Genomic DNA, 19,442 nt, shown 5'->3' on the forward strand with positions numbered 1-19,442 from the left:
TTATGCATTTCATAATGGCTATCGAAAATGACCCGATTGCTTCTTCGGAGCTTGAACTGATTTTTCAAGGGCTGAGACAGCGGGTAGTCATCACAAAATTCACTCAAACAGTAAAAGAATACGTAAAGTCTTCCAATCCCGATATTATTTTGATGGGCCTTTCTTTTAAGGATAAAAAGGAATTAGAGTTTGTCTTGGAGTTGCGAAAAGATGTGATCACACAGTCCATTCCAATCTTAGCTTTGATTCCGAAGGATGATGACACGTTCAAACAAAATATGAAACCTTTAGGTTTTACAGATTTTATGGTGAAGCCATTATTCAAACAGCCGTTACTCGACAAAATCCATAACTTGATAGAAGAGTATAAATTTGGTGAAAATAGTAAGACTAGAGATAATGTTTCTTTTGTAATTGTTGATCGAAGCCATGGAAAAGTTTTTTTCCAATGCAGGGCCAATCTCAAACGTTATGTTTTCCCAGAGTTCAAACGTATTTTTACACCTAATTTTCTCAAATCCATCGTTGGAGAATACATCTGTTTTGATATACGCGCTGTTCCTGATGTTGGAAAAGAAGAAGTAGAAGTATTTGAACGAATCGTAAAGATCTTTATCGGTAAAGACAAGATTTCTATTGTCTCGGGAAGGCATATGGGTGCTTTTGTCGAACATGCACAAGAGGACGAAAGAATCATTGTGTTCATGGCGCCGAACGAATTTGATGAATATGTAAAAGTAGAAGAGCATAAAAAAGAAGATGCTCGTAAAAAAGAGAAAAAAGAAAAGTTTGAAGAAAAAGCTCCTGTAGCTGCGACCACAGCGCCAGGCGAGGAAACGCCTCCTTCCGAGGCAATGGCAACAGAACCTTCTTCCCAAGAAGTTGAACCAGCAGCAGAAGCATTAGAAGAGAACCAAGAAACATGAACTATAAACGAGAAATCATAGACCTAAGTGGTGGAAAGGGAGAGATTATCAACCTTCAGTTGAACGATCAAAACTCCCTAACTGGAAGTAATATGAAAGAGTTGGGAGCTATTCTTCGAGAGATACAGAATGACCCAAGTAAAAAAGGTGTGATCATTTCTTCAGAAAATGAAAAATTCTTTTGTAATGGACTGGATGCAGACAATCTATTAAACACCCCCAAAGACAAATTATTAGATGAAGTTGGTGGTATTGTTATTCTTTTTGGGGAGTTAGTTTCTTTTGACAAACCTTTGATCGCAGAAGTAACAGGACATGCCATGGGTGGTGGTGCTGTGATCACAGTAGCTTGCGATTTTAAATATATGTTAGATGGAAAAGGTAGAATCGGTTTTACAGAAGTGAATGTCGGATTGCCTCTACCCGGAAGTTTCATAGACAAAATCAAAATGTGTGTCAGCGGGAGCTATTGGTCTGAAGTTTGCCTCGAAGGAAAAACTTACAAAGGACAAGAAGCAAAACAGATCGGCTTGATTGATGAAATTGCTGCAAATAGAGAAGAGATTCGAAAATTATCTCTCAAAAAATTGGATACATTATCCAAGATTCCTTCTACTGCTTATCGAAGCACAAAAAACGTGTTAAACGGTGCTTTGATTGCAAAACTTGATACCTATGCAAAAGAAACGACTGATGCGTTTAAACAACCAGGGGTCACAGAAAATTTATTAGAAGCAATGACTGCATTGAAAGAAAAACGAAGACCTGTTTTTAAATAAGAAACGAATAGTCTTGCGCGTAAGCCCAGGATAAAAATCATGAGATCGGATGCGGGGACTGGTTTTTTTTCTATATCTTTTTACAATTCTTCTAAGTGCGCAACTTTTCGGAAATGATCTCCCACCAGGATTTGTACTAAGAGAAGCCTATGCTTGGCCAGTCAAAGGCTACTCTCAAATCACCGGTACCTTTGGTGAATTTCGAACCGGCCATTTTCACATGGGTCAAGATTTTTCCACGGGAGGAAGGATTGGAATACCCATTCTAGCTGTCGCCGATGGAAAAGTGACACGAGTGCAAAGAAAATGGAATTCGATTGGATATGCTGTTTTTGTTCAACACGATGATGGGATCACATCCCGATATGGGCATTTACATAAATTTGCACCCAAAATTATCAAACAAATTTTAAAATCTAAACAAGCGAGACGATTCAAAGACAGGGTTGATTTTGATATTGTTCTGCCTGAAGCCATCGATGTTAAAAAAAGTGAAATGATTGCTTTATCTGGTGATACTGGAGTCGGACCTCCTCACTTGCATCTCGAACTCTTCAAAGACAATGTATATTACAACCCAGTTCATTTCGGATTGGGATATCGCGAAGCCGAAGAAATTATCTTTGAAGCACTGCGACTGACACCAGAAACTTCACGCACCTTTATCAATGGAAAGAATGAACCCCTCGATATTCCATTTGTTCACTCCGGCAATAATCGATATTATCTGAATGATTCACAAACTATATTGATCCAGGGAAAAGTTGGAATCCAAGTTTCAATCCACCAAAGATCGAATAATAGTCGATTGGGTATTAGGTCACTTAATCTCAGCTTCGATAACCAAACCTTACAGGGGTTTGATTTATCTAGGATATTGAAGGATCATTCCCGTAAAAATGTATTACTATACGATACTCGATTGAGTAGACCCGATGGAAATCCTTTCTCTTATTTTTTACATGCGAAGGACGGAAATGATCTCTTAGGTTTTTTAAGACTCGAAAGAGAACAAGGATTAATTGATAGTGAACGTTTCAAATCTGAGGATGGAAAAGAAGTTTCCATCAAAGCGACAGGACAGGGTAACCAAGAAGCCTTCGCGTATTTCAAAATTGCAAAAGACCAAGGAGATTATAAACACATCATTACTAAGGAATGGATTTATAATGTTTTCTATGATCGATATACAACATTCAAATCAAAAGATACAAGAGTTGAACTCTTCTTTCCTGTAAATGCGGTTTATTCTAAGGCCTATTTTGAAATCCATGCAAAAGAAGAGATAAAGATCAAAACGAACGGATTAAACCAACTCTCCTCTGTTTATGAAATTGGACCAGAGTATAAGGATTTTAATTTAGGTTATGATTTGTATGTGAAGGTACCCAAAACTCAAGACATAAATTCTGCGGATCTTTATGAAGTTCTTCCTGATGGCTCTGTAAAAAAAATCAAAGGATCTTCATTCAGCTCTTGGGGGCAATTTTTTAAAGTTAGGTTAAGAAAAACTGGGATGTTTGTAGTTCTATCCGATCAAACTCCTCCTAACATTTATTTGCATGAATCTATGGTAAAAACAATTTATCCAAGAGAAGACTTTGCACTACTTTTGAAGGCAAAGGATGTTGGTTCGGGAATTATGCCAGAGGGATTTGATATTACTGTGGATGGAATTAGAGGAAAGGCGGAGTATTTTCCTAAGGATGGACGAGTTGAAATTTTTGAACCGGAATCGCTTTACCTTCCTGGCAAACATACTGTCCTTGCAAGTGTTCGAGACTTCGCTGGAAATTGGAGTTCTACTGTGCGATATGATTATGAAATCGAAAGTCCCCCTGTGCAAGCTGTCGAAATCCCAATCAAAACAGAAACGACAAAAGAGCTAAGTGAAAAGACGCAAAAGACAGAATCTCCGAAAAAAGAAAATAAGGGACCGAAGGTCTCAAAAAAGAAATCTACTCGGTCCCAGACAAAAGTCACGCCACCTACATCCCGATAGCTGCTCCTCCGTCTACTCTTAGAAATGTTCCTGTGATATACGATGCATCATCACTTAAAAAGAATTTTACAGCAGATGCTATCTCTTCTTGTTTTCCAGGTCTCTTTAATGGAATAAAAGCAGGATCCGTGAGTTTCTTTTGAACTTCCTCAGAGAGTCCGCCTGTCATTTCTGTTTGGACATATCCTGGACATACAGCATTCACTAAAACATTTCGTCCTGAAAATTCACGAGCTGCTACCTTTGTGAGTGCAATCACTCCCGCTTTTGAAGTGGAATAATTTGCCTGTCCTGGTTGTCCTGTGAGTCCAGAAACGGAAGAGATATTTACAATTCTACCTGAAGTTGACTTTAACAATAGTTTGCTGGCTGATTTTATCATAAGAAAAACACCCTTACAATTTACATCCATAACAAAGTCAAATTCTTGTTCGCTCATTCGAATGAACAAATTGTCTTTTAATACTCCTGCGTTATTGACTAAAAAATCCAATTTTCCATAAACATCTTTTGTTTTGTTGATCGCAGCATCACAATCCTCTGGTTTGGTTACGTTGCAAGCGACACCGATTGCCTTCACACCGAATTTAGCTTCAACTTCCTTGGCTGCCTCTTCTATTTTTTCTTGGTTTAGGTCTACCAATACTAAACTTGCTCCATGGGAAGCGATACGGTTGGCTATTGCACGACCCAGTCCGATGGGGGATGCGGCACCTGTGACAAGTGCAACTTTACCTTCAAATTCTTTGGACATAATTTCCTCTATTTTCTTTCGATCTTAGCGACAAAGAAAGAGCACAGAACACCGTTCGGCAACTTTAAATTTCAAATTGAACCAGAGCTTTGGAAGGAAACCCTGTCTATATGATTGATCGCTACAGCCATCCAGAAATTTCCGCAATTTGGGAATTAGAGAACAAATTTAAGATTTGGACAGATATCGAAATTTATGCCTGTGAAATCCGAAAGAATCGAGGGGAAATTCCCGCAGAAGATTTTGAGACCATTAAATCCAAGGCAAAATTCAAAGTAGAAGAAATCCTCGAAATAGAATCCAAAGTCCACCATGATGTGATCGCCTACCTAACCAATTTAAATTCCTACATCGGACCGGCTGGTCGCCATGTACATTTTGGTCTTACATCATCTGATGTGGGCGATACAGCGCTCTGTGTACAAATGGTGCAGGCAATGGATCTTTTGATCCAAAGAACAGAAACTCTTTTGGAAACGACAAAACAAAAAGCAAAAGAGTACAAAGACCTTCCTTGTATCGGGCGCTCTCATGGGATTCACGCGGAGCCAATGACTCTCGGATTGAAATTCGCTCTATTCTACGCGGAAATGCAAAGAAACCTTGAAAGGATGAAAGATGCCAAAGAACAAATTGCCGTTGGCAAATTATCTGGGGCTGTCGGCACCTATTCCAATATTGATCTAGAAGTAGAAGCATTTGTTTTGGAAAAGCTTGGCCTGAAAGTAGATCCTATTGCAACTCAAATTATTCCAAGAGATAGACATGCACATTATCTTTCAGTCTTAGGTGTGGTTGCAGCAAGTTTGGATAGAATGGCAACAGAAATACGTCTTCTACAAAAAACAGAAGGCAGAGAAGTGGAAGAACCCTTCGCAAAAGGTCAGAAAGGCTCCTCTGCAATGCCACACAAACGAAATCCTGTCGTTTGTGAAAGGATCTCTGGTATATCTCGCGTAATACGCGCCAATGTAAATGTCGGACTTCAAAATGTAGCTTTGTGGCATGAGCGAGATATTTCCCATTCTTCCGCAGAGAGAATTGTTTTACCTGATTCAACGATCGCACTTGATTACATATTAGAAAAAATGAATTTTGTCTTAAAAGGTTTGCATGTTTATCCTGATGCAATCGATCGAACTCTTAATGTTACTAGAGGACTCATCTTTTCCCAAAAAGTACTACTTTGGCTTATTGAGAAAGGTGGGATTTCCAGAGAAGATGCCTACCTCATCGTCCAAGAAAATGCAATGGCAGTTTGGGCTGATCCCAAAGCTAACTTAAGAGACAAATTGAAGGTGGATCCCAGGTGCTCTGCAATCTTGAAAGAAACTGACCTAAATGAAATTTTCCGCGTCGAGCCTTATCTGGAGAGGATACCTTTGATATTTGAAAGACTAGGCATCACTTAAGATTCAATCCGGTTTTTAAGCCAGGTATTCATATCTTTGGCCATCGCTTCACTAATACGATGGTCAATCTGGTACTCTTTGTAAAGCAAGGATTTAAGCTTATCTTCAAAAAAGGCCTTAGCCATCTTAGCATTTTCTACGGAAATTACTTTGTCTTTTGTTCCATGTGAAATTAAGGCGTTTATCTTTTTTAATGAGTCTGGAGTTTCGAATTTCTTTTTTGATTCATCTAACAAACGACCTGAGAATGCCAAAAAACCTCCTATGTGAGTCGGATGTTCTATTGTATAGGAATAGGTCATTACTGCACCTTGGCTAAAGCCACCAACAAACGTATATTTTGCACTCGTATTATATTCTTTCTGGAAATTCAGAATACTTGAATGTATCGCGTCTAAACTCTTTTCTTGCTGTTCCACATTGATGATCGTTTTTCCCATTTCTTGTCTCAGCTCATACCATGCAAATTGACTTGGAGAAAATGACAGCGGTCCACGTAGCGAAATGATTCGAAATTCATTTGGTATGTCATTTGCCAGACTCAAAAGATCTTCTTCGTTGCTCCCAATGCCGTGCATTAGAACCAACATTGGATTGTTTGGATGGGAATTTTCAGGATGTATGATTTTGTGATATAGAGCCTTAGGCATAATGGGTCGTAAATAAAACTGAGGTCATCGTCAAGGCACCGCCCACAGGGGCATCATTAAAAAAAACAATCTGATCCGACTCGAGCTTGGCACCGAGTATATACAACAATGGTAAAAAATGTTCTGGAGTTGGAATGCCCTTTCGAAAGATTTCACTCTGTTCATAAAAGTGGATTAGAGGAGAAAAATCATTACTTTGGATCCAATCCTTAACTTGGTCATTCATTTCTTTGGCCCAAGCGAAAGCAAATGAATCACGTAGCCGAGACCAATCCACCAAACCTAGATTATGTACGATATTGCCACTCCCAATTACGAGAACGCCTTCTTCCCTAAATTTTGCTAATTCTTTGCCTAAACGAAAATGCTCGTCTGGGCTAAGATTGACATCGATACTCATTTGCAGTACTGGTATTTCCGCATTTGGATATGTATGTTTTAAGACACTCCACGTTCCATGATCCAGACCCCAGTCAAAGTCGAGATGAATCGGAAAAGACTGAACCCTTTCGCAAATTTCCTTAGCGAGTTCAGGTGCACCTGGAGCTGGGTATTGGACTTCAAATAAGGCTTTCGGAAATCCGCCGAAATCATGAATCGTCGGAGGATATTCCATCGCAGTGACAAATGTTCCTCGGGTAAGCCAATGAGCAGAGACGCAGAGAATGGCCTTAGGTTTGGGGATTTGTTTAGAGATGATTCGAAAACCATCTACGAACTCATTTTCTTCTATCGCATTCATTGGACTTCCATGTCCAAAGAAAATCACCGGCATGCGCACTGGATCGTTCAATCTGTTAAACAGCTATCGCAGCGTTTTGTATCAGATTGTATTTTATTTTGATCTGATTGATCTTTTCTTCCATTTCATTCCACAAGCTATCCTTTTGGGGATGAAAGGTGCAATAAACGCCTTGTCGCACCAAATCTATCAATTCTTCTAAAGAAAAATCCAAAAATCGATACAATTTGAAATATTCATAGGTTAGGTTAACATTGAAAATTTCAGGATCATCCGTGTTGATACAAAGTGCCATACCTTGGTCATAGTAATATCGCACAGGGTGGTTTTGCTCTTTACGAACATACTTACCAGTAAAGACATTGGAAGTAACACAGATCTCGATAGGAATTTTGTTTTCCTTCATATACTTCATCAACTCAGGGTCTTGGATTGCAGATGTCCCATGGCCAATCCTCTCCGCCTTACAAAGACTAACTGCATCCCAGATAGCCCAGGGACCGTCATCTTCACCGGAGTGAGCCACACAGCGCAAGCCTGCCTCTCTAGCTTTCTTGAAAACTTCGGCATAATCCTTCGCTGGACCCATAAGCTCAGCTCCACCTAAGCCGATACCAATCACTTCTTTCTGTTTTAAGTTTAATACACGGTTAAGGTTGTTCATTGCATTTGCAGGGCCAAATGACCTTGATACGTCCACCAATAATCGTATCGTGATTTTATCCTTAACTTCAATTTGGCGAATACGATTCACCATGACTTCGATCATCTCATCAAAATCTAAACCATTTTGAATGAATTTGGACGGTGCAAAGAAGGCTTCGCAGTATACAATATTGTTTGATCTAAGATAGTCCGCCAGACTATCGATAAAATAACCTAAATCGGAGGCTTCCTTTACAGCACCTTGGACAAAGAAGAATACTTGGATAAATCCATTTAAATCCTTAAAGTTATATTTCTCTTCGAATTCTTGGTCTGTGACCTCAATACCGTTTTTCTTATAGAGATATTTTAGGGTCTCTCGGTTCACGCAAGCTTCCAAGTGAAGATGAATCTCGGTCTTAGGTATCTCGCGAATGAAATTGATGACATCTTGCTCATTAGGATGTGCTAATGATAGATCCCCCGCTAAGAGTGCATTTCTTTCTCTGGCCAGAAGCGACACTTCATCGGGACGTCCTTCTGACTCTTTTGGAAAGAGCCAATGGGGGGCCTGTAAGATGGGCAAATCCATCAAAGAGACCCGCTCGTTCAAAAGTGTATTGATTTGTTTATCAAAGGTTAGCTGAATGGAAGGCGAATAAGGCCGATCCGCTGGTAGACGGCTCTTGAGTCTGTTTAACTCGGAAATATCTCTGTCGATGACAGAGATCCTTTGGAGGATTTCGGAAAAAGGAACTTCCATGTTCCAGGAAATTTTTTAGAATTCGATCCTTACCTACAAGAAAATTTTTTCAAAATGGCCATTTTCAACCTACAGTGAATAAAAATACCGCCGATGGAAGCTTTAGGAGCGGAAAAGACTGGAAAATTTTCCGAATTATGTCGTATAAATGAATATGCTCACAACTCGCAAAACCTTTTTGCCATTCGCTCTACCTAGCATTTCAGAGGATGCCATTGAAGAGGTCGCAAATGTACTCCGTTCTGGTTGGGTAACCTCTGGTCCTAAGGTGAAACAATTCGAAATGGAATTTGCAGACTTTGTGGGTGCTCCTATTGCCATTGCCGTAAACTCGGCCACAGCTGGTCTACACCTTGCGCTGGAATCCATCGGACTCACTGAAAAAGATGCAGTGATAACGAGTGCCGTTACGTTTACCGCAACGACAGAAGTAATTTGTTATTTTAAAGCAGAACCGATTTTAACTGATGTTGACCCCATCAACCACCTATTAACTCCAGAAACTCTCTTGGCAACCATTGAACGAGAATGTACCTGGAATGGCTCAGAACTCATCACCAAAAAATCAGGCAAAGTGGTTCGCGCTATCATGCCTGTTCATTTAGCTGGCTACACTTGCGACATGGAGAGAATCCTTACCATTGCAAAAAAGTATAGGCTCTATGTGATTGAAGACGCAGCGCATGCATTCCCAGCCGTACATAAAGACAAAATGATAGGGAATTGGGGTGATTTTACAGTATTTAGTTTTTATGCGACAAAAGGCATTACTACCGGCGAAGGTGGGATGATAACAATGAAAGACTCGAGTCGCGCGGATCACATACGTAAGATGAGACTGCATGGGATTAACAGAGATGCTTTCAATCGACCTGGATGGTACTATGAAGTGGTAGAGGCTGGTTATAAGTACAATCTCAGCGATATCCAAGCCGCTCTTGGTATCGTGCAACTTAAAGAATCACACGCCTTTTGGGAAAGACGTACTCAAATTGCAAAGCGCTACAACGAAACATTCTCCAAAATCAAAGGCCTCAAATTACCAAATGAAGATCTGTTAGGCATCCATAGTTGGCATTTGTATCGAGTGGAAATCGATCCAGAAAAAGCATTTGTTGGTAGAGATACCTTAGCAGAGGAGCTGAAAGAAAGAAATATCGGATCAAGCTTACATTTCATTCCCATTTTCGAACATCCATATTACAAAAAGAAATTTCAATTTGATAGAAATTTATTTCCAAACGCAAACACGATGTACGCAAGAACTCTATCCTTACCACTATTTGCAGGAATGACAAAACAAGATGAGCAAGATGTGATTGATGCTGTCTTGGACATTTTTCAGGTCAAATAAACCATTTATTGATAGTCTCTTAGAAACTCAGAGTCATATGTCTGGAGGATTTCTAAGAGAAATTGATAAAATCCTTGGTCGGTTCCGTCGATAGTTCGGCGAATCCAAAACCCTACACTTTCCATAACCAATTTACTATCGTAAAGCTCATCGCCCTTTTTTATAAAGAATTTAGCAGACTCTTCTATATCTTCACTGTCCGTGAAATCAGGGTACATAAAGTACCTAAATTTTTCTAGATAAAATGGCTCTAATCGATTTTCACTTAATAACTCTTCATATCGATTGACTTCTTTTTCGAAAAAATTCAAATCAGAATGGAACTTTCGGTGAACTACATAAAAGGTTCTCGCAAATCTTCGTAGATAGGTATCATAATTTAACTGTGTAATGAGCCTAAATTTTGTGTTTTCCTTTGCTGGAAGGAAGTACTTAAGTAAACGCTTAGGAAATTCAGGATGATACCGCCCAAAATCCTTTTTGTTTGTGAGATTTAGCAGATTTTCAGAGTGTGGTCCATCTACATAAATGGGCACATGCAAAAGTTCACGTAAACTCTTTGGTTGTAAATACTGAAGAAAATGACAAAAGAGACCTTGGACACCAAAATCATTCCAGGCTCCGATCGAAATCCGAGAACACTGATGTTTTGATTTTGGGAAATCCAACCAAATCGATTCGGAAATCAACTTGAGTCTATTTTCATCTCCTAAAGGAACAGGTTCAACCTGTACACGATTCCATTCCTTTTTTAGCTCTGGTAAGCACGCAAACAACGCAATTGCCAGACAAAGGGTACTACTTAATCTTATAAGTAATTTCAGCCGGTAAATTCTCCCATTCTGAGCTAGGATCTTTTTTGAAATACACTGGAGAAACTGCAGGAGTCTTGGAAAAACTTTGGTACAAAATCAAATCAGTTTCTTTTTTTTCAAAATACCGATGGTCGGCTGAAGCAGCAATTGACAGGTCTCCAACAGGAACCCATCCATAACCGAGAAGAAATAGCATGACAGCATCTTCTATCGATTTGGGTTTTTTATTTTCAAATCGTATCATTCTGTAGGGAATAGAAGGAATAGCAAGTTCATTCATCCTATCGCGGAATTGGTCTAGAGACTGAGAAGTGGTCCTTTCATTTTTGATTGTATTTAAGTAATCACTCAGAAACAATTTCGGATTTTCTTTCGTTTTATCAAAAAAATAAGAAGTGTCTGGTGGATATGATGCTTCTCTGTTTAGGTATTCATCGCCTACGTAGTATTTGATAAATTGGTTTCTCGAAGTAAACTTGTACTTTACGACTTGTTCACCTGGTGAATCTTCAATTGTCATTTTCTTTAGGTGTACACGATTTCTCTGAATAAAAGCTGGTTTGTAAGTTGCGTCTGTGAATTTAACCGAGCGAATTCTTTGGCCTTCATTGGAAGGTGGATGGGCAATTGCAATCTGAGCTTTTGAAATCGAAACCGTATCAATTTTGAATTTTAAACTTACCTCCAATGTATACTCTTCATCACCAGATGCGATGAATCGTTCTGTTTCTATGAATGGGATATTTTTTATTTCATGGCTTTCTCGGTCCACAACCCAAATTTTCGAACCACTCAGTAAAATCCCTCGGATTGACCGTAAACTGGTTTTGATTGAACCTGTAATCTTACCTGATTTTGTATCGTATCTATAGATACTATTGTCCGCTGAATCAGATATCCACAATGAATCACGACCATAACAGATATCACGCGGTCGAGTTCGATCTGTAAAAAAGCCACCCACCATAATAGAGCTGACTTTATCAAAAATTTGAACCTTAGCATTTTCTAAATCTAATATGTAATAAAAATTTCCTACACTCGCGACTCCGGCTACATTCTGAACAGGAATGCTAATACGGTCGGTAATCCCACCCGTGTTGGGATCCACTTTCATGATCATCTTTGGTGCTACAACGAGAAGCCGTCCTTCCCTTTGGTCGTAACTGATCCCTCTGAGGTTTGCTAATCCTAAGTTATAAATTTCCTGCTCACCAATCTCATTAATTTTTATGAGGGCTCGTCGATTCGTATCGATAAACCAGAAATTGATGCCATCCCAGGCAAGTCCATAAGCTTTGTCAGTTAACTTATAATCCTTTGTCTCTTGGGAATAGAGATGCGAACTGAAAGCGAGTAGAAACGTAAAAAGAAGTATCCTCATGTTTTCCTCAAAAGAATTGAATCTGGTTCCAAATGTATTCTAGTAGGCTCGGTTGGTTTAACTGTGAGCCTATCATAATAGGCTTTGGCACAAAAATGATCAACAAAGAAAGTAGAATGCCTAAACCTAAGAATTTGCGTATATTTCCTATGCCGTCCTTGTGGTCAGGTATGTAAGGATGCTCAATTTTTATGAAATAAAAAATTATGAATCCCCAAATCAACCAAGTGAAATTCACCAGTGCTAAAAACAAAAAAGCAATGTAAAGCCAATAGATCCATTTTCGGTAGCTTTCACCAAAAATGGAATAAATGATGTGGCCTCCATCGAGTTGACCAAAAGGAAGAAGATTGATAGCGGTGATGAGCAATCCCACCCAAGCAGCTCTTGCGAATGGGTGGATATTTACATCCATTTGGCTGGAATCAAATCCTCCAAAGTAAAATTGATTGCTTAAGTAAGTAAAGGCGCTCTCTCCAAAAAAAGTAACACTTTCTAAATTGCTTTGTTGGTTAAGAGGAACTAATTCGGAAAGAGAGATTCCAATGATCCATAGTATCATAGAGAGAATCAAACTAGCAATAGGGCCGCCGATTCCGATATCGAACAAAGCACGTTTATTCGGTATCCTTTCTCTAATCTGAATGACTGCCCCCATTGTTCCTATCGGACCCAATGGGAAGGGGATGAAATAAGGCAGACTGGCTTCCACTCGATGAATCCTTGCCATTACATAGTGTCCCATCTCGTGGGCGAGTAGGACCAGAAGCAAGGAGACAGAATAAGGCCATTCTATCCAGAAAACGGATGCAAGTAAGTTCCAGTCTAATGAAAGGATTCCAATGAATAAGTACTCTCTGTAGGTAAGGGATAGAAAGGTGAAAAGGAATAAAAATATGTGTAGGAAATATTGCTTTTTCAATGGAATCAAATTGAAAGAAAATTGCTATTCCTACGATGCCACATTATAAGCATGGAATCAATTCAATTTTCACAGATAGTTTTGTAAAAATTGATTCTTTAATCTGTATTAGTCGAGAATTTTTACCAGACAAAGTTGAGTTTTAGTCTATGTTCGATAACATCAAAATCATAAAGAAATACGATCCTGCTGCCAAGTCGATTCTTGAAATCATTTTGTGTTACCCAGGACTGCATGCGCTTTGGTTGCATAAAGTCTCTCACATACTCTACCTTTGCAAGATACCGATTCTACCAAGAATGATCAATTATTTCACCCGTTTTCTCACTGGCATAGATATTCATCCTGGAGCCCAAATAGAAAGTGGAGTGTTTATAGACCATGGAACTGGCGTAGTGATCGGAGAAACTTCCATTGTCGGTTCAGGCACACTTATTTTCCAAGGAGTCACACTTGGCGGTACAGGTAAAGAATCTGGCAAAAGGCACCCTACGATTGGCAAGAATGTAGTCATTGGCGCAGGAGCAAAGGTATTAGGAAATATTCTGATTGAAGATCACGTAAGAGTGGGTGCTGGCTCCGTGGTAATGCGCAATGTTCCAAAAGGATGCACGGTGGTCGGCATACCTGGGAAAGTTGTAAAAGCAAGCGACCAAGCACTGATGGAAGAACAGATGTTAGACCATAACCAAATGCCAGACCCGATCGCAAAGGTATTTTCTGTGCTACTAGAGAAAGTCGAAACGCAACAACACTTGATCAACCAACTCTTTGAAAAACAAAGAAAATGGGAGGAAAATCAATCCACTGCCCCAGACACTCCCAAAACAAAACCAGAGGATGAAAGGATCATCCAAGAATTCATCCACGGAGATGGTATTTAAAGATCCTTAAGTAGTTCCAATCTCTTTTTTTCATATTCTTCCTGCGTAATCAATCCGTCCTCTTTCAATTTTTCTAATGATTGAAATCGATCTCGGATATCCTTTTTAGGAAGGATGGTATTGGTTTCATCTTCATCAACAAATCGATAGAATGGCGGATTGGATATCAATTCTGTATCCTTTATGATCATGATTCTATCGTATTGAGAGAGTTTATCTCCTTTTTGTTCCACATAGAAACTCATTGGGATTTGGTTGATTTTGATTTTAAGTAACTCTTTATTGCTTGGAAACACTTTCGGAATTTTATAAAGGGTCCAATCTTCAAAATTGTATTGAGATGGAAAAGTAATATTCTGGTTGATATCAGGTAAAACAAAGATAAAACCATTATTAGTTTTTAAGATGATCAAACTTGTTCGCAATATTTTAGTTAAAGGCGAAAGCGGATCTTCCTTTTTGTATAGAACAAGTAGACCTTCAGAAGGAATCCCTAACTTTGCTTCTCGCAAGAGAGAATCGATTTCTTTTATGACAGTATTGGAAAACAGAGCCTCCCAATTATCTGATGAAAATATACTCTTCTTGATTTGAATCATTGGAAGTGTATCATATACGTTCGGGTACTCATCTAAGGAGACCAATGATTTTTGGATGTTTGTGGGTAGAATGTTTGCAAGTTGTGATTTTTTGATTGTAAAGATTGCAAGATCGGATGCTGCAACAACTAAAGTTTGGTCTTTCTGAAAGCTAGTTCCGGTAGTACAGGAATCAGAAAAAAGGCCGATACTTACAAAGAAGGTAATTTGGATCGGAAATGAATAAATCCTGGATATTCGCTGCCCTTTTCTTAACAATCTTTCCAAAGGTTTCTCTCTACTCACAATCAAGATTACCAAACTTTTCTTTGGAAGATCAATATCAAAAATCCATCCAATCCAAAAATCTAAAGAACCAAACCGTTGTTCTCATGGGCTGCGAAAAAGAAGATATAGAACTTTGCAGGAAAATTGGAAGGAAGATCTATTGGAAATTACAAAATTTACTCTGGAAAGACAGCCAAAGGGTACATTTTATTGCTTATCTGAACCTAACCGATTCCAATTCAATGATAGAACGTTATATCCTAGAATCGCGTGAGAAACAATTCGAACCTATCTATTTCGATCGAAAAGGTGAACTCAAAGAGGGACTAAAAAAGGATTTTGTTTTTTTCCGCATATTTGGAAAAAAGGGAGATATATTAAACGCAGAGCATTTCAAATCCATTGAAAATGAAAGCATACAATCAATTTATAAAATTCTTAAGAGTGATATTCAATAATTTCTCAGGAATTTTCCTCCTTTTTCTATCTCTCTCTTGCATTAAGCCTCAAAAGACACACTATTCTTTTTGGAAAGATTATTATAATCTCCAAGTGGAAATTAGGAAATTAGATTCCAATCTATCCTATTCCAAAGTCTTATCGGGAAATTATGCAAAGGATGATTTTGCAAAATTACAAAAGAATGAAACTGCGGTATCCTTTCTTTCTTTAGCAGGTGATAGAAAGTTAGGGCAATGGAACTTAGAATGGTATCCAGATACTTCGAAGCAACATGATTATCTTTTTTTACAAACCTTTGAACAAAAAGAGTGGAAAGGAAATCAAATACTCCTAGTCGACAGAAATATAAAATCCAATTGGAATGGATTCTATCCAAAGGATTTTTTTCTATGGTTAGATTCTTTTATAAGCCTTGTTCAAAAGGAGGAAAAAATAGAAAATATTTATACATTGTCGCCGAGTATTGAGTTTCTCTGCCAAACTTTTGAATGCTATTTTGCTACAAATGAAGGTTACTCTGAATTGGAATTTCAATTCACAGAAAAGACAAAGTCAAGATTTCCAGATTTTTACCAAAGGTTTGCAAATCGTTTGGAAAAATCTAAATTTAAATTAAAAATCACTATCGATAAACACCAAAATGATACTTTGGAAATTTTTAACTCACCAAAATCTATCATCTTTCATTTTCCAAAAAATACCGATGCAAATTTCAAACAGCCAAAGCATATTCACTTTGAATTTGATATCAAAATCAATGCTTATGGAGTTCAATATGACATCAAAGGTCTTCAATACGAATTATCAGTGAAACTAGATAAAAATATCGATCAGTTGTATGGAAAATTTACTAAATACAAAGAACGTAAATTACAGGGTAATTTTTTATATTTCATTCCAACTGGGATTATTGATTTTTTCATACCAGGCAATTTGGATGAGTATTTAGGTCAGTCTTTACATTTGCTTGTATATGGGTCCTCCGGGAAAGGAGGTTCACATCTATCTGCAGTATATGAGAAAAAAGGGAATCTCCAGGTGAATCAAATTAGTTCTCACACTGAAATTATGTTTTCCAAATTTTCTTTATTTGGTGCTGACACAAACAAAGTGGTAAGACCAGAAAATGATTTTTTCCTACAATGGGAAAATACTCTTCTATTAGATTTGAATCGTCATTGATCTAAAAGAAAGTTTTGTAAAAGAATTTTCCCTTCTTCTGAACCGAAGGACTCGGGATGAAATTGGACACCTTCAATGTTAAGACGAGTGTGCCTCAATCCCATAATTTCCCCTTTTCCCTCTTCTCCCATCACTCTTGCCGTTATTGTTAGCTCTGAAGGCAATGAAGATTCCTCGGCAATTAAGGAGTGATATCGCATGATTTCAATACCTTGTGTTAGGTTAGCAAATACACCTTTTCCATCATGTTCAATTTTTGACAACTTTCCATGCATTGGTATCTTTGCACGTACAACTTGTCCGCCAAAAGTAGTTGCCATTCCTTGCATACCCAAACAAATACCTAGAATTTTTGTCTTGTTACCCAATTGTTTTAAGATTGCATCGGATACACCAAAATAAGCAGGATCTGCTGGATGACCTGGACCAGGAGAAATTACAATTCTATTATAGTTTCGCTTTTCAATATCGGAAAAAGAAAGTTCATCATTTCGAACGACATCGAGTTGAAAAGAAATTTCAGAATCTTCTAATATTTCACCCATATATTGATACAAATTGTACGTAAAAGAATCATAGTTATCCAACAATAAAACTCTCATCATTTAAGTACCTTTTTTATGCAATTCGAGTGCCTTTTTTACGGAAGCCATCTTGTTTAAAATTTCCTGATATTCACTTTCGGCAACAGAGTCATAGACTATGCCTCCCGAGGCTCGAAGAAAGCCCCGATTTCCATTTACAAAAAAACTTCTGATGGGAATGGCAAATGTACAATCTCCATTTAAACCAAATGTTCCAACGGCTCCACCATATGGACCTCTAGGAGATTTTTCGATCCGTTCAATGATTTTCATGGATTCGATTTTTGGTGCTCCCGAAAGAGTCCCCGCTGGAAAAGACGCAGCCAAACCAGAGAACATATCCTCTTTGGATTTTAAAATACCTACGACTTCACTTGAAATATGTTGTACGTGGCTAAAACGTTTAATGTCGAATCTTCGCCTAACTTTAACGGTTCCAAATTTTGCCACGCGACCGATATCATTTCTATGTAAGTCGATTAGCATATTATGCTCAGCGATTTCTTTGGGATCGGTGAGTAATTGTTTTGCTAATTTTGTATCCTCATCTGCATCTTTGCCTCTTCGGATCGTTCCTGCCAAAGGAAAGGACTCCATTTCTCCCTGACGGAGACGGAATAAAAGTTCTGGGCTCGCACCTAGGATGACTCTTTCTCCATTTTTTACATAGAACATATGTGGAGATGGATTGATTTTTCGTAGTGTTTCATAAATAGCCAATGGATTTCCAGATACTGTATATTGTTCTTCAAATCCAATTTGGCATTGAAAAGTATTGCCTGCCTTCACTTCTTCTAATGTTTCATTGACCATCGATTTGTGAGTTTCGGAGTCCAAACCTGCATGACTCAAAGATATGGAAACTGTTGGTGGTTTTACATTTGTGAGGGATTCTTTGAGTAGATTTTCTATGAGTCCAGAACGATCATCTGCATTTGTAAAATAAATGAGCTCATCTGTGAATTTATCATAGATCAAACCATCCAAATAAAGTCCGAATTCCATGGCAGGAAAATCGGGATGGCTCTTAATGCTCAGGCTTGGTTCAAAAAACTCCATAGAGTTATAGCCTAAATAACCTACCAATCCTCCCGCATAACTTATGCTTAATGAATCATAATCTAGGATATCTCTTAGGGATTCATATGGATTCTTTACGGAATATTCTTTTCCGTCGATGATGAGAGTATTTTTGGTTCCTTGTATGATATGTGACGGGTCAAATCCGATTACGGAATATCTAGAGTCATACTGGTTCTCTCCGGCGGATTCTAGTAAAAAACAAACAGAGAATTTTGATTCAAAAATGCGAAATATTTCCCAGAATTCTATAGAAGAAGGCAAAGGAACACTGGTATAAGTTGGTTTTTTAGGAATTTTAAACTTTGGTAATGTCATTTTGGTTCAAAATCTGCCTTCCATGACCAAAATGACAGTCGCTTGACTAAGATAAATCAAAAACAAAAAATTTAGTTTCGACTGACACTAGCCCGAACAGTTTTTAAAAGGTTCAAAATTTCATTGTGTATGATTCCATTGGAGGCTACAAGCTCAGGTAAACCTACATAATAGTGCTTACCACTAAGATCTGTTAATTTACCGCCAGCTTCTGATAAAATTATGGAAATGGCCGAAACATCCCAATGTTTCACATTCTTCTCCCAAATCGCATCCATAAGTCCTTCCGCTATCCAGCAAGCATCCAGGATAAAGGATCCAGTCCTACGAAAGGATCTAGCGTACGTTAAGAACCCTGAAAGGTCTGCCATGATCTCTTGGATCATATGCGCACGTTTTGTCGGCAAATTTGGGCTAAAGATAGCGCGATTCAATTCGGAGATACTTGAGGTAAAGATCGTTTCACCATTTTTCTGCGCACCTTCTCCCAAAACGGCTGAATAGACAGAATCTTGTGCAGGAACCAATACTACCCCACCTACTGGGGTCTCTCTATGTTCAAGGCCGAAAGAGATTGCATAGAGAGGTAGACCTCTCACAAAGTTCATAGATCCATCGACTGGATCCAATACCCAACGGAAGTCGTTTTGGGAATCGATGCTCTCCCTGTCTTCACAGATAATACCATCCTTGGGAAATGCTTTTTGTAAAAACTTGATAAAGATATCACCTAAAACTCGGTCAGCCGCGTGTATACGCTCCAATTCATCCGCATCAGTTTTGGATCGGATTCCTGACATTTCCTTTTGGATACGTTTCGCTTCCAAAATAATACCAGTTGCATTCGCCTTAATAAACTCTATCCGTTTTAGAGTTTCATCAAGAGGGAAATTGATTGTCGGTGAGGAGATACTCATG

At 38.5% G+C, this 19,442-nt stretch carries 19 protein-coding genes; 8 read left to right on the forward strand and 11 right to left on the reverse strand.

The genetic code is table 11. The features are described from left to right. The first annotated feature begins 14 nt into the window (after window positions 1-14). Genes DI060_RS14365 through DI060_RS14375 form a run of 3 tightly spaced genes read left to right on the forward strand, consistent with a single transcriptional unit; the run spans window position 15 to window position 3,707 of the window. Window positions 15-926 (forward strand): response regulator, encoded by a 912-nt coding sequence (locus tag DI060_RS14365; protein WP_108978146.1) that lies wholly within the window; start codon window positions 15-17, stop codon window positions 924-926. Next, window positions 923-1,705 (forward strand): enoyl-CoA hydratase/isomerase family protein, encoded by a 783-nt coding sequence (locus tag DI060_RS14370; RefSeq protein ID WP_108977646.1) that lies wholly within the window; start codon window positions 923-925, stop codon window positions 1,703-1,705. Before DI060_RS14365 ends, DI060_RS14370 begins: the two co-directional genes overlap by 4 nt. Before the next feature lie 49 nt (window positions 1,706-1,754). Beyond that, window positions 1,755-3,707 (forward strand): M23 family metallopeptidase, encoded by a 1,953-nt coding sequence (locus DI060_RS14375; protein WP_108977647.1) that lies wholly within the window; start codon window positions 1,755-1,757, stop codon window positions 3,705-3,707. On the opposite strand, the gene DI060_RS14380 is transcribed toward DI060_RS14375, so the two are convergent. Then, a complete protein-coding gene (locus DI060_RS14380; protein WP_108977648.1) occupies window positions 3,694-4,461 on the reverse strand; it encodes a glucose 1-dehydrogenase in 768 nt (255 codons plus the stop codon). The two genes, DI060_RS14375 and DI060_RS14380, sit on opposite strands and share 14 nt — an antisense overlap. A 110-nt stretch (window positions 4,462-4,571) precedes the next feature. On the opposite strand from DI060_RS14380, the gene purB reads away from it, so the two are divergent. Next, entirely contained in the window at window positions 4,572-5,873 is a 1,302-nt protein-coding gene (purB, locus tag DI060_RS14385; RefSeq protein ID WP_108977649.1) for an adenylosuccinate lyase, read from the forward strand. Here purB and DI060_RS14390 read toward each other — a convergent pair. The 3 genes from DI060_RS14390 to add are packed head-to-tail and all read right to left on the reverse strand — an operon-like array spanning window position 5,870 to window position 8,673. Next, a complete protein-coding gene (locus DI060_RS14390) occupies window positions 5,870-6,523 on the reverse strand; it encodes an alpha/beta hydrolase (protein WP_108977650.1) in 654 nt (217 codons plus the stop codon). The genes purB and DI060_RS14390 overlap by 4 nt on opposite strands. Continuing rightward, entirely contained in the window at window positions 6,516-7,298 is a 783-nt protein-coding gene (ygiD, locus tag DI060_RS14395; protein ID WP_108977651.1) for a 4,5-DOPA-extradiol-dioxygenase, read from the reverse strand. Before ygiD ends, DI060_RS14390 begins: the two co-directional genes overlap by 8 nt. A gap of 22 nt (window positions 7,299-7,320) precedes the next feature. Beyond that, on the reverse strand, window positions 7,321-8,673 hold the full coding sequence (gene add / locus DI060_RS14400) for an adenosine deaminase (RefSeq protein ID WP_108977652.1): 1,353 nt from the start codon (window positions 8,671-8,673) through the stop codon (window positions 7,321-7,323). 154 nt (window positions 8,674-8,827) lie between these two features. On the opposite strand from add, the gene DI060_RS14405 reads away from it, so the two are divergent. After that, the gene (locus DI060_RS14405; protein WP_108977653.1) at window positions 8,828-10,027 is read left to right on the forward strand and encodes a DegT/DnrJ/EryC1/StrS family aminotransferase; all 1,200 of its coding nucleotides are present in this window, start codon (window positions 8,828-8,830) and stop codon (window positions 10,025-10,027) included. A gap of 5 nt (window positions 10,028-10,032) precedes the next feature. On the opposite strand, the gene DI060_RS14410 is transcribed toward DI060_RS14405, so the two are convergent. From DI060_RS14410 to DI060_RS14420, 3 genes are read right to left on the reverse strand one after another with little or no spacing between them, the layout of a single operon-like run. Continuing rightward, a complete protein-coding gene (locus DI060_RS14410) occupies window positions 10,033-10,803 on the reverse strand; it encodes a hypothetical protein (protein ID WP_108977654.1) in 771 nt (256 codons plus the stop codon). 22 nt (window positions 10,804-10,825) lie between these two features. After that, window positions 10,826-12,226, reverse strand: a complete 1,401-nt coding sequence (locus DI060_RS14415; protein WP_108977655.1) for an NHL repeat-containing protein — start codon at window positions 12,224-12,226, stop codon at window positions 10,826-10,828. A 7-nt stretch (window positions 12,227-12,233) separates the two neighbouring features. Next, the gene (locus tag DI060_RS14420) at window positions 12,234-13,148 is read right to left on the reverse strand and encodes a site-2 protease family protein (protein WP_108978147.1); all 915 of its coding nucleotides are present in this window, start codon (window positions 13,146-13,148) and stop codon (window positions 12,234-12,236) included. Window positions 13,149-13,297: 149 nt separating this feature from the next. On the opposite strand from DI060_RS14420, the gene cysE reads away from it, so the two are divergent. Next, entirely contained in the window at window positions 13,298-14,032 is a 735-nt protein-coding gene (gene cysE, locus DI060_RS14425) for a serine O-acetyltransferase (protein ID WP_108977656.1), read from the forward strand. On the opposite strand, the gene DI060_RS14430 is transcribed toward cysE, so the two are convergent. Beyond that, window positions 14,029-14,916: an LA_1326/LA_4305 family lipoprotein gene (locus DI060_RS14430; RefSeq protein WP_135355064.1), complete on the reverse strand. Its 888-nt coding sequence runs from the start codon at window positions 14,914-14,916 to the stop codon at window positions 14,029-14,031. The genes cysE and DI060_RS14430 overlap by 4 nt on opposite strands. A 23-nt stretch (window positions 14,917-14,939) precedes the next feature. Here DI060_RS14430 and DI060_RS14435 point away from each other — a divergent pair, with 23 nt between their 5' ends. Together DI060_RS14435 and DI060_RS14440 are read left to right on the forward strand one after the other, a co-directional pair. Then, window positions 14,940-15,356 carry a hypothetical protein gene (locus DI060_RS14435; RefSeq protein ID WP_135355065.1) on the forward strand — a complete coding sequence of 139 codons (417 nt, stop codon included), beginning with the start codon at window positions 14,940-14,942 and terminating at the stop codon, window positions 15,354-15,356. After that, the gene (locus tag DI060_RS14440) at window positions 15,307-16,542 is read left to right on the forward strand and encodes an LIC10025 family lipoprotein (protein WP_108977659.1); all 1,236 of its coding nucleotides are present in this window, start codon (window positions 15,307-15,309) and stop codon (window positions 16,540-16,542) included. Before DI060_RS14435 ends, DI060_RS14440 begins: the two co-directional genes overlap by 50 nt. On the opposite strand, the gene DI060_RS14445 is transcribed toward DI060_RS14440, so the two are convergent. The 3 genes from DI060_RS14445 to DI060_RS14455 all read right to left on the reverse strand — a co-directional run bounded on the left by DI060_RS14445 (window position 16,536) and on the right by DI060_RS14455 (window position 19,441). Further along, window positions 16,536-17,144: an anthranilate synthase component II gene (locus DI060_RS14445; RefSeq protein WP_108978148.1), complete on the reverse strand. Its 609-nt coding sequence runs from the start codon at window positions 17,142-17,144 to the stop codon at window positions 16,536-16,538. The genes DI060_RS14440 and DI060_RS14445 overlap by 7 nt on opposite strands. A gap of 3 nt (window positions 17,145-17,147) precedes the next feature. Beyond that, window positions 17,148-18,524 carry an anthranilate synthase component I family protein gene (locus DI060_RS14450; RefSeq protein WP_108977660.1) on the reverse strand — a complete coding sequence of 459 codons (1,377 nt, stop codon included), beginning with the start codon at window positions 18,522-18,524 and terminating at the stop codon, window positions 17,148-17,150. Window positions 18,525-18,595: 71 nt separating this feature from the next. After that, window positions 18,596-19,441 carry an inositol monophosphatase family protein gene (locus tag DI060_RS14455; protein ID WP_108978149.1) on the reverse strand — a complete coding sequence of 282 codons (846 nt, stop codon included), beginning with the start codon at window positions 19,439-19,441 and terminating at the stop codon, window positions 18,596-18,598. Between the last annotated feature and the right edge of the window lies 1 nt (window position 19,442).

The sequence above is a fragment of the Leptospira ryugenii genome (genome assembly GCF_003114855.1).
Classification (GTDB): Bacteria; Spirochaetota; Leptospiria; order Leptospirales; family Leptospiraceae; genus Leptospira_A; species Leptospira_A ryugenii.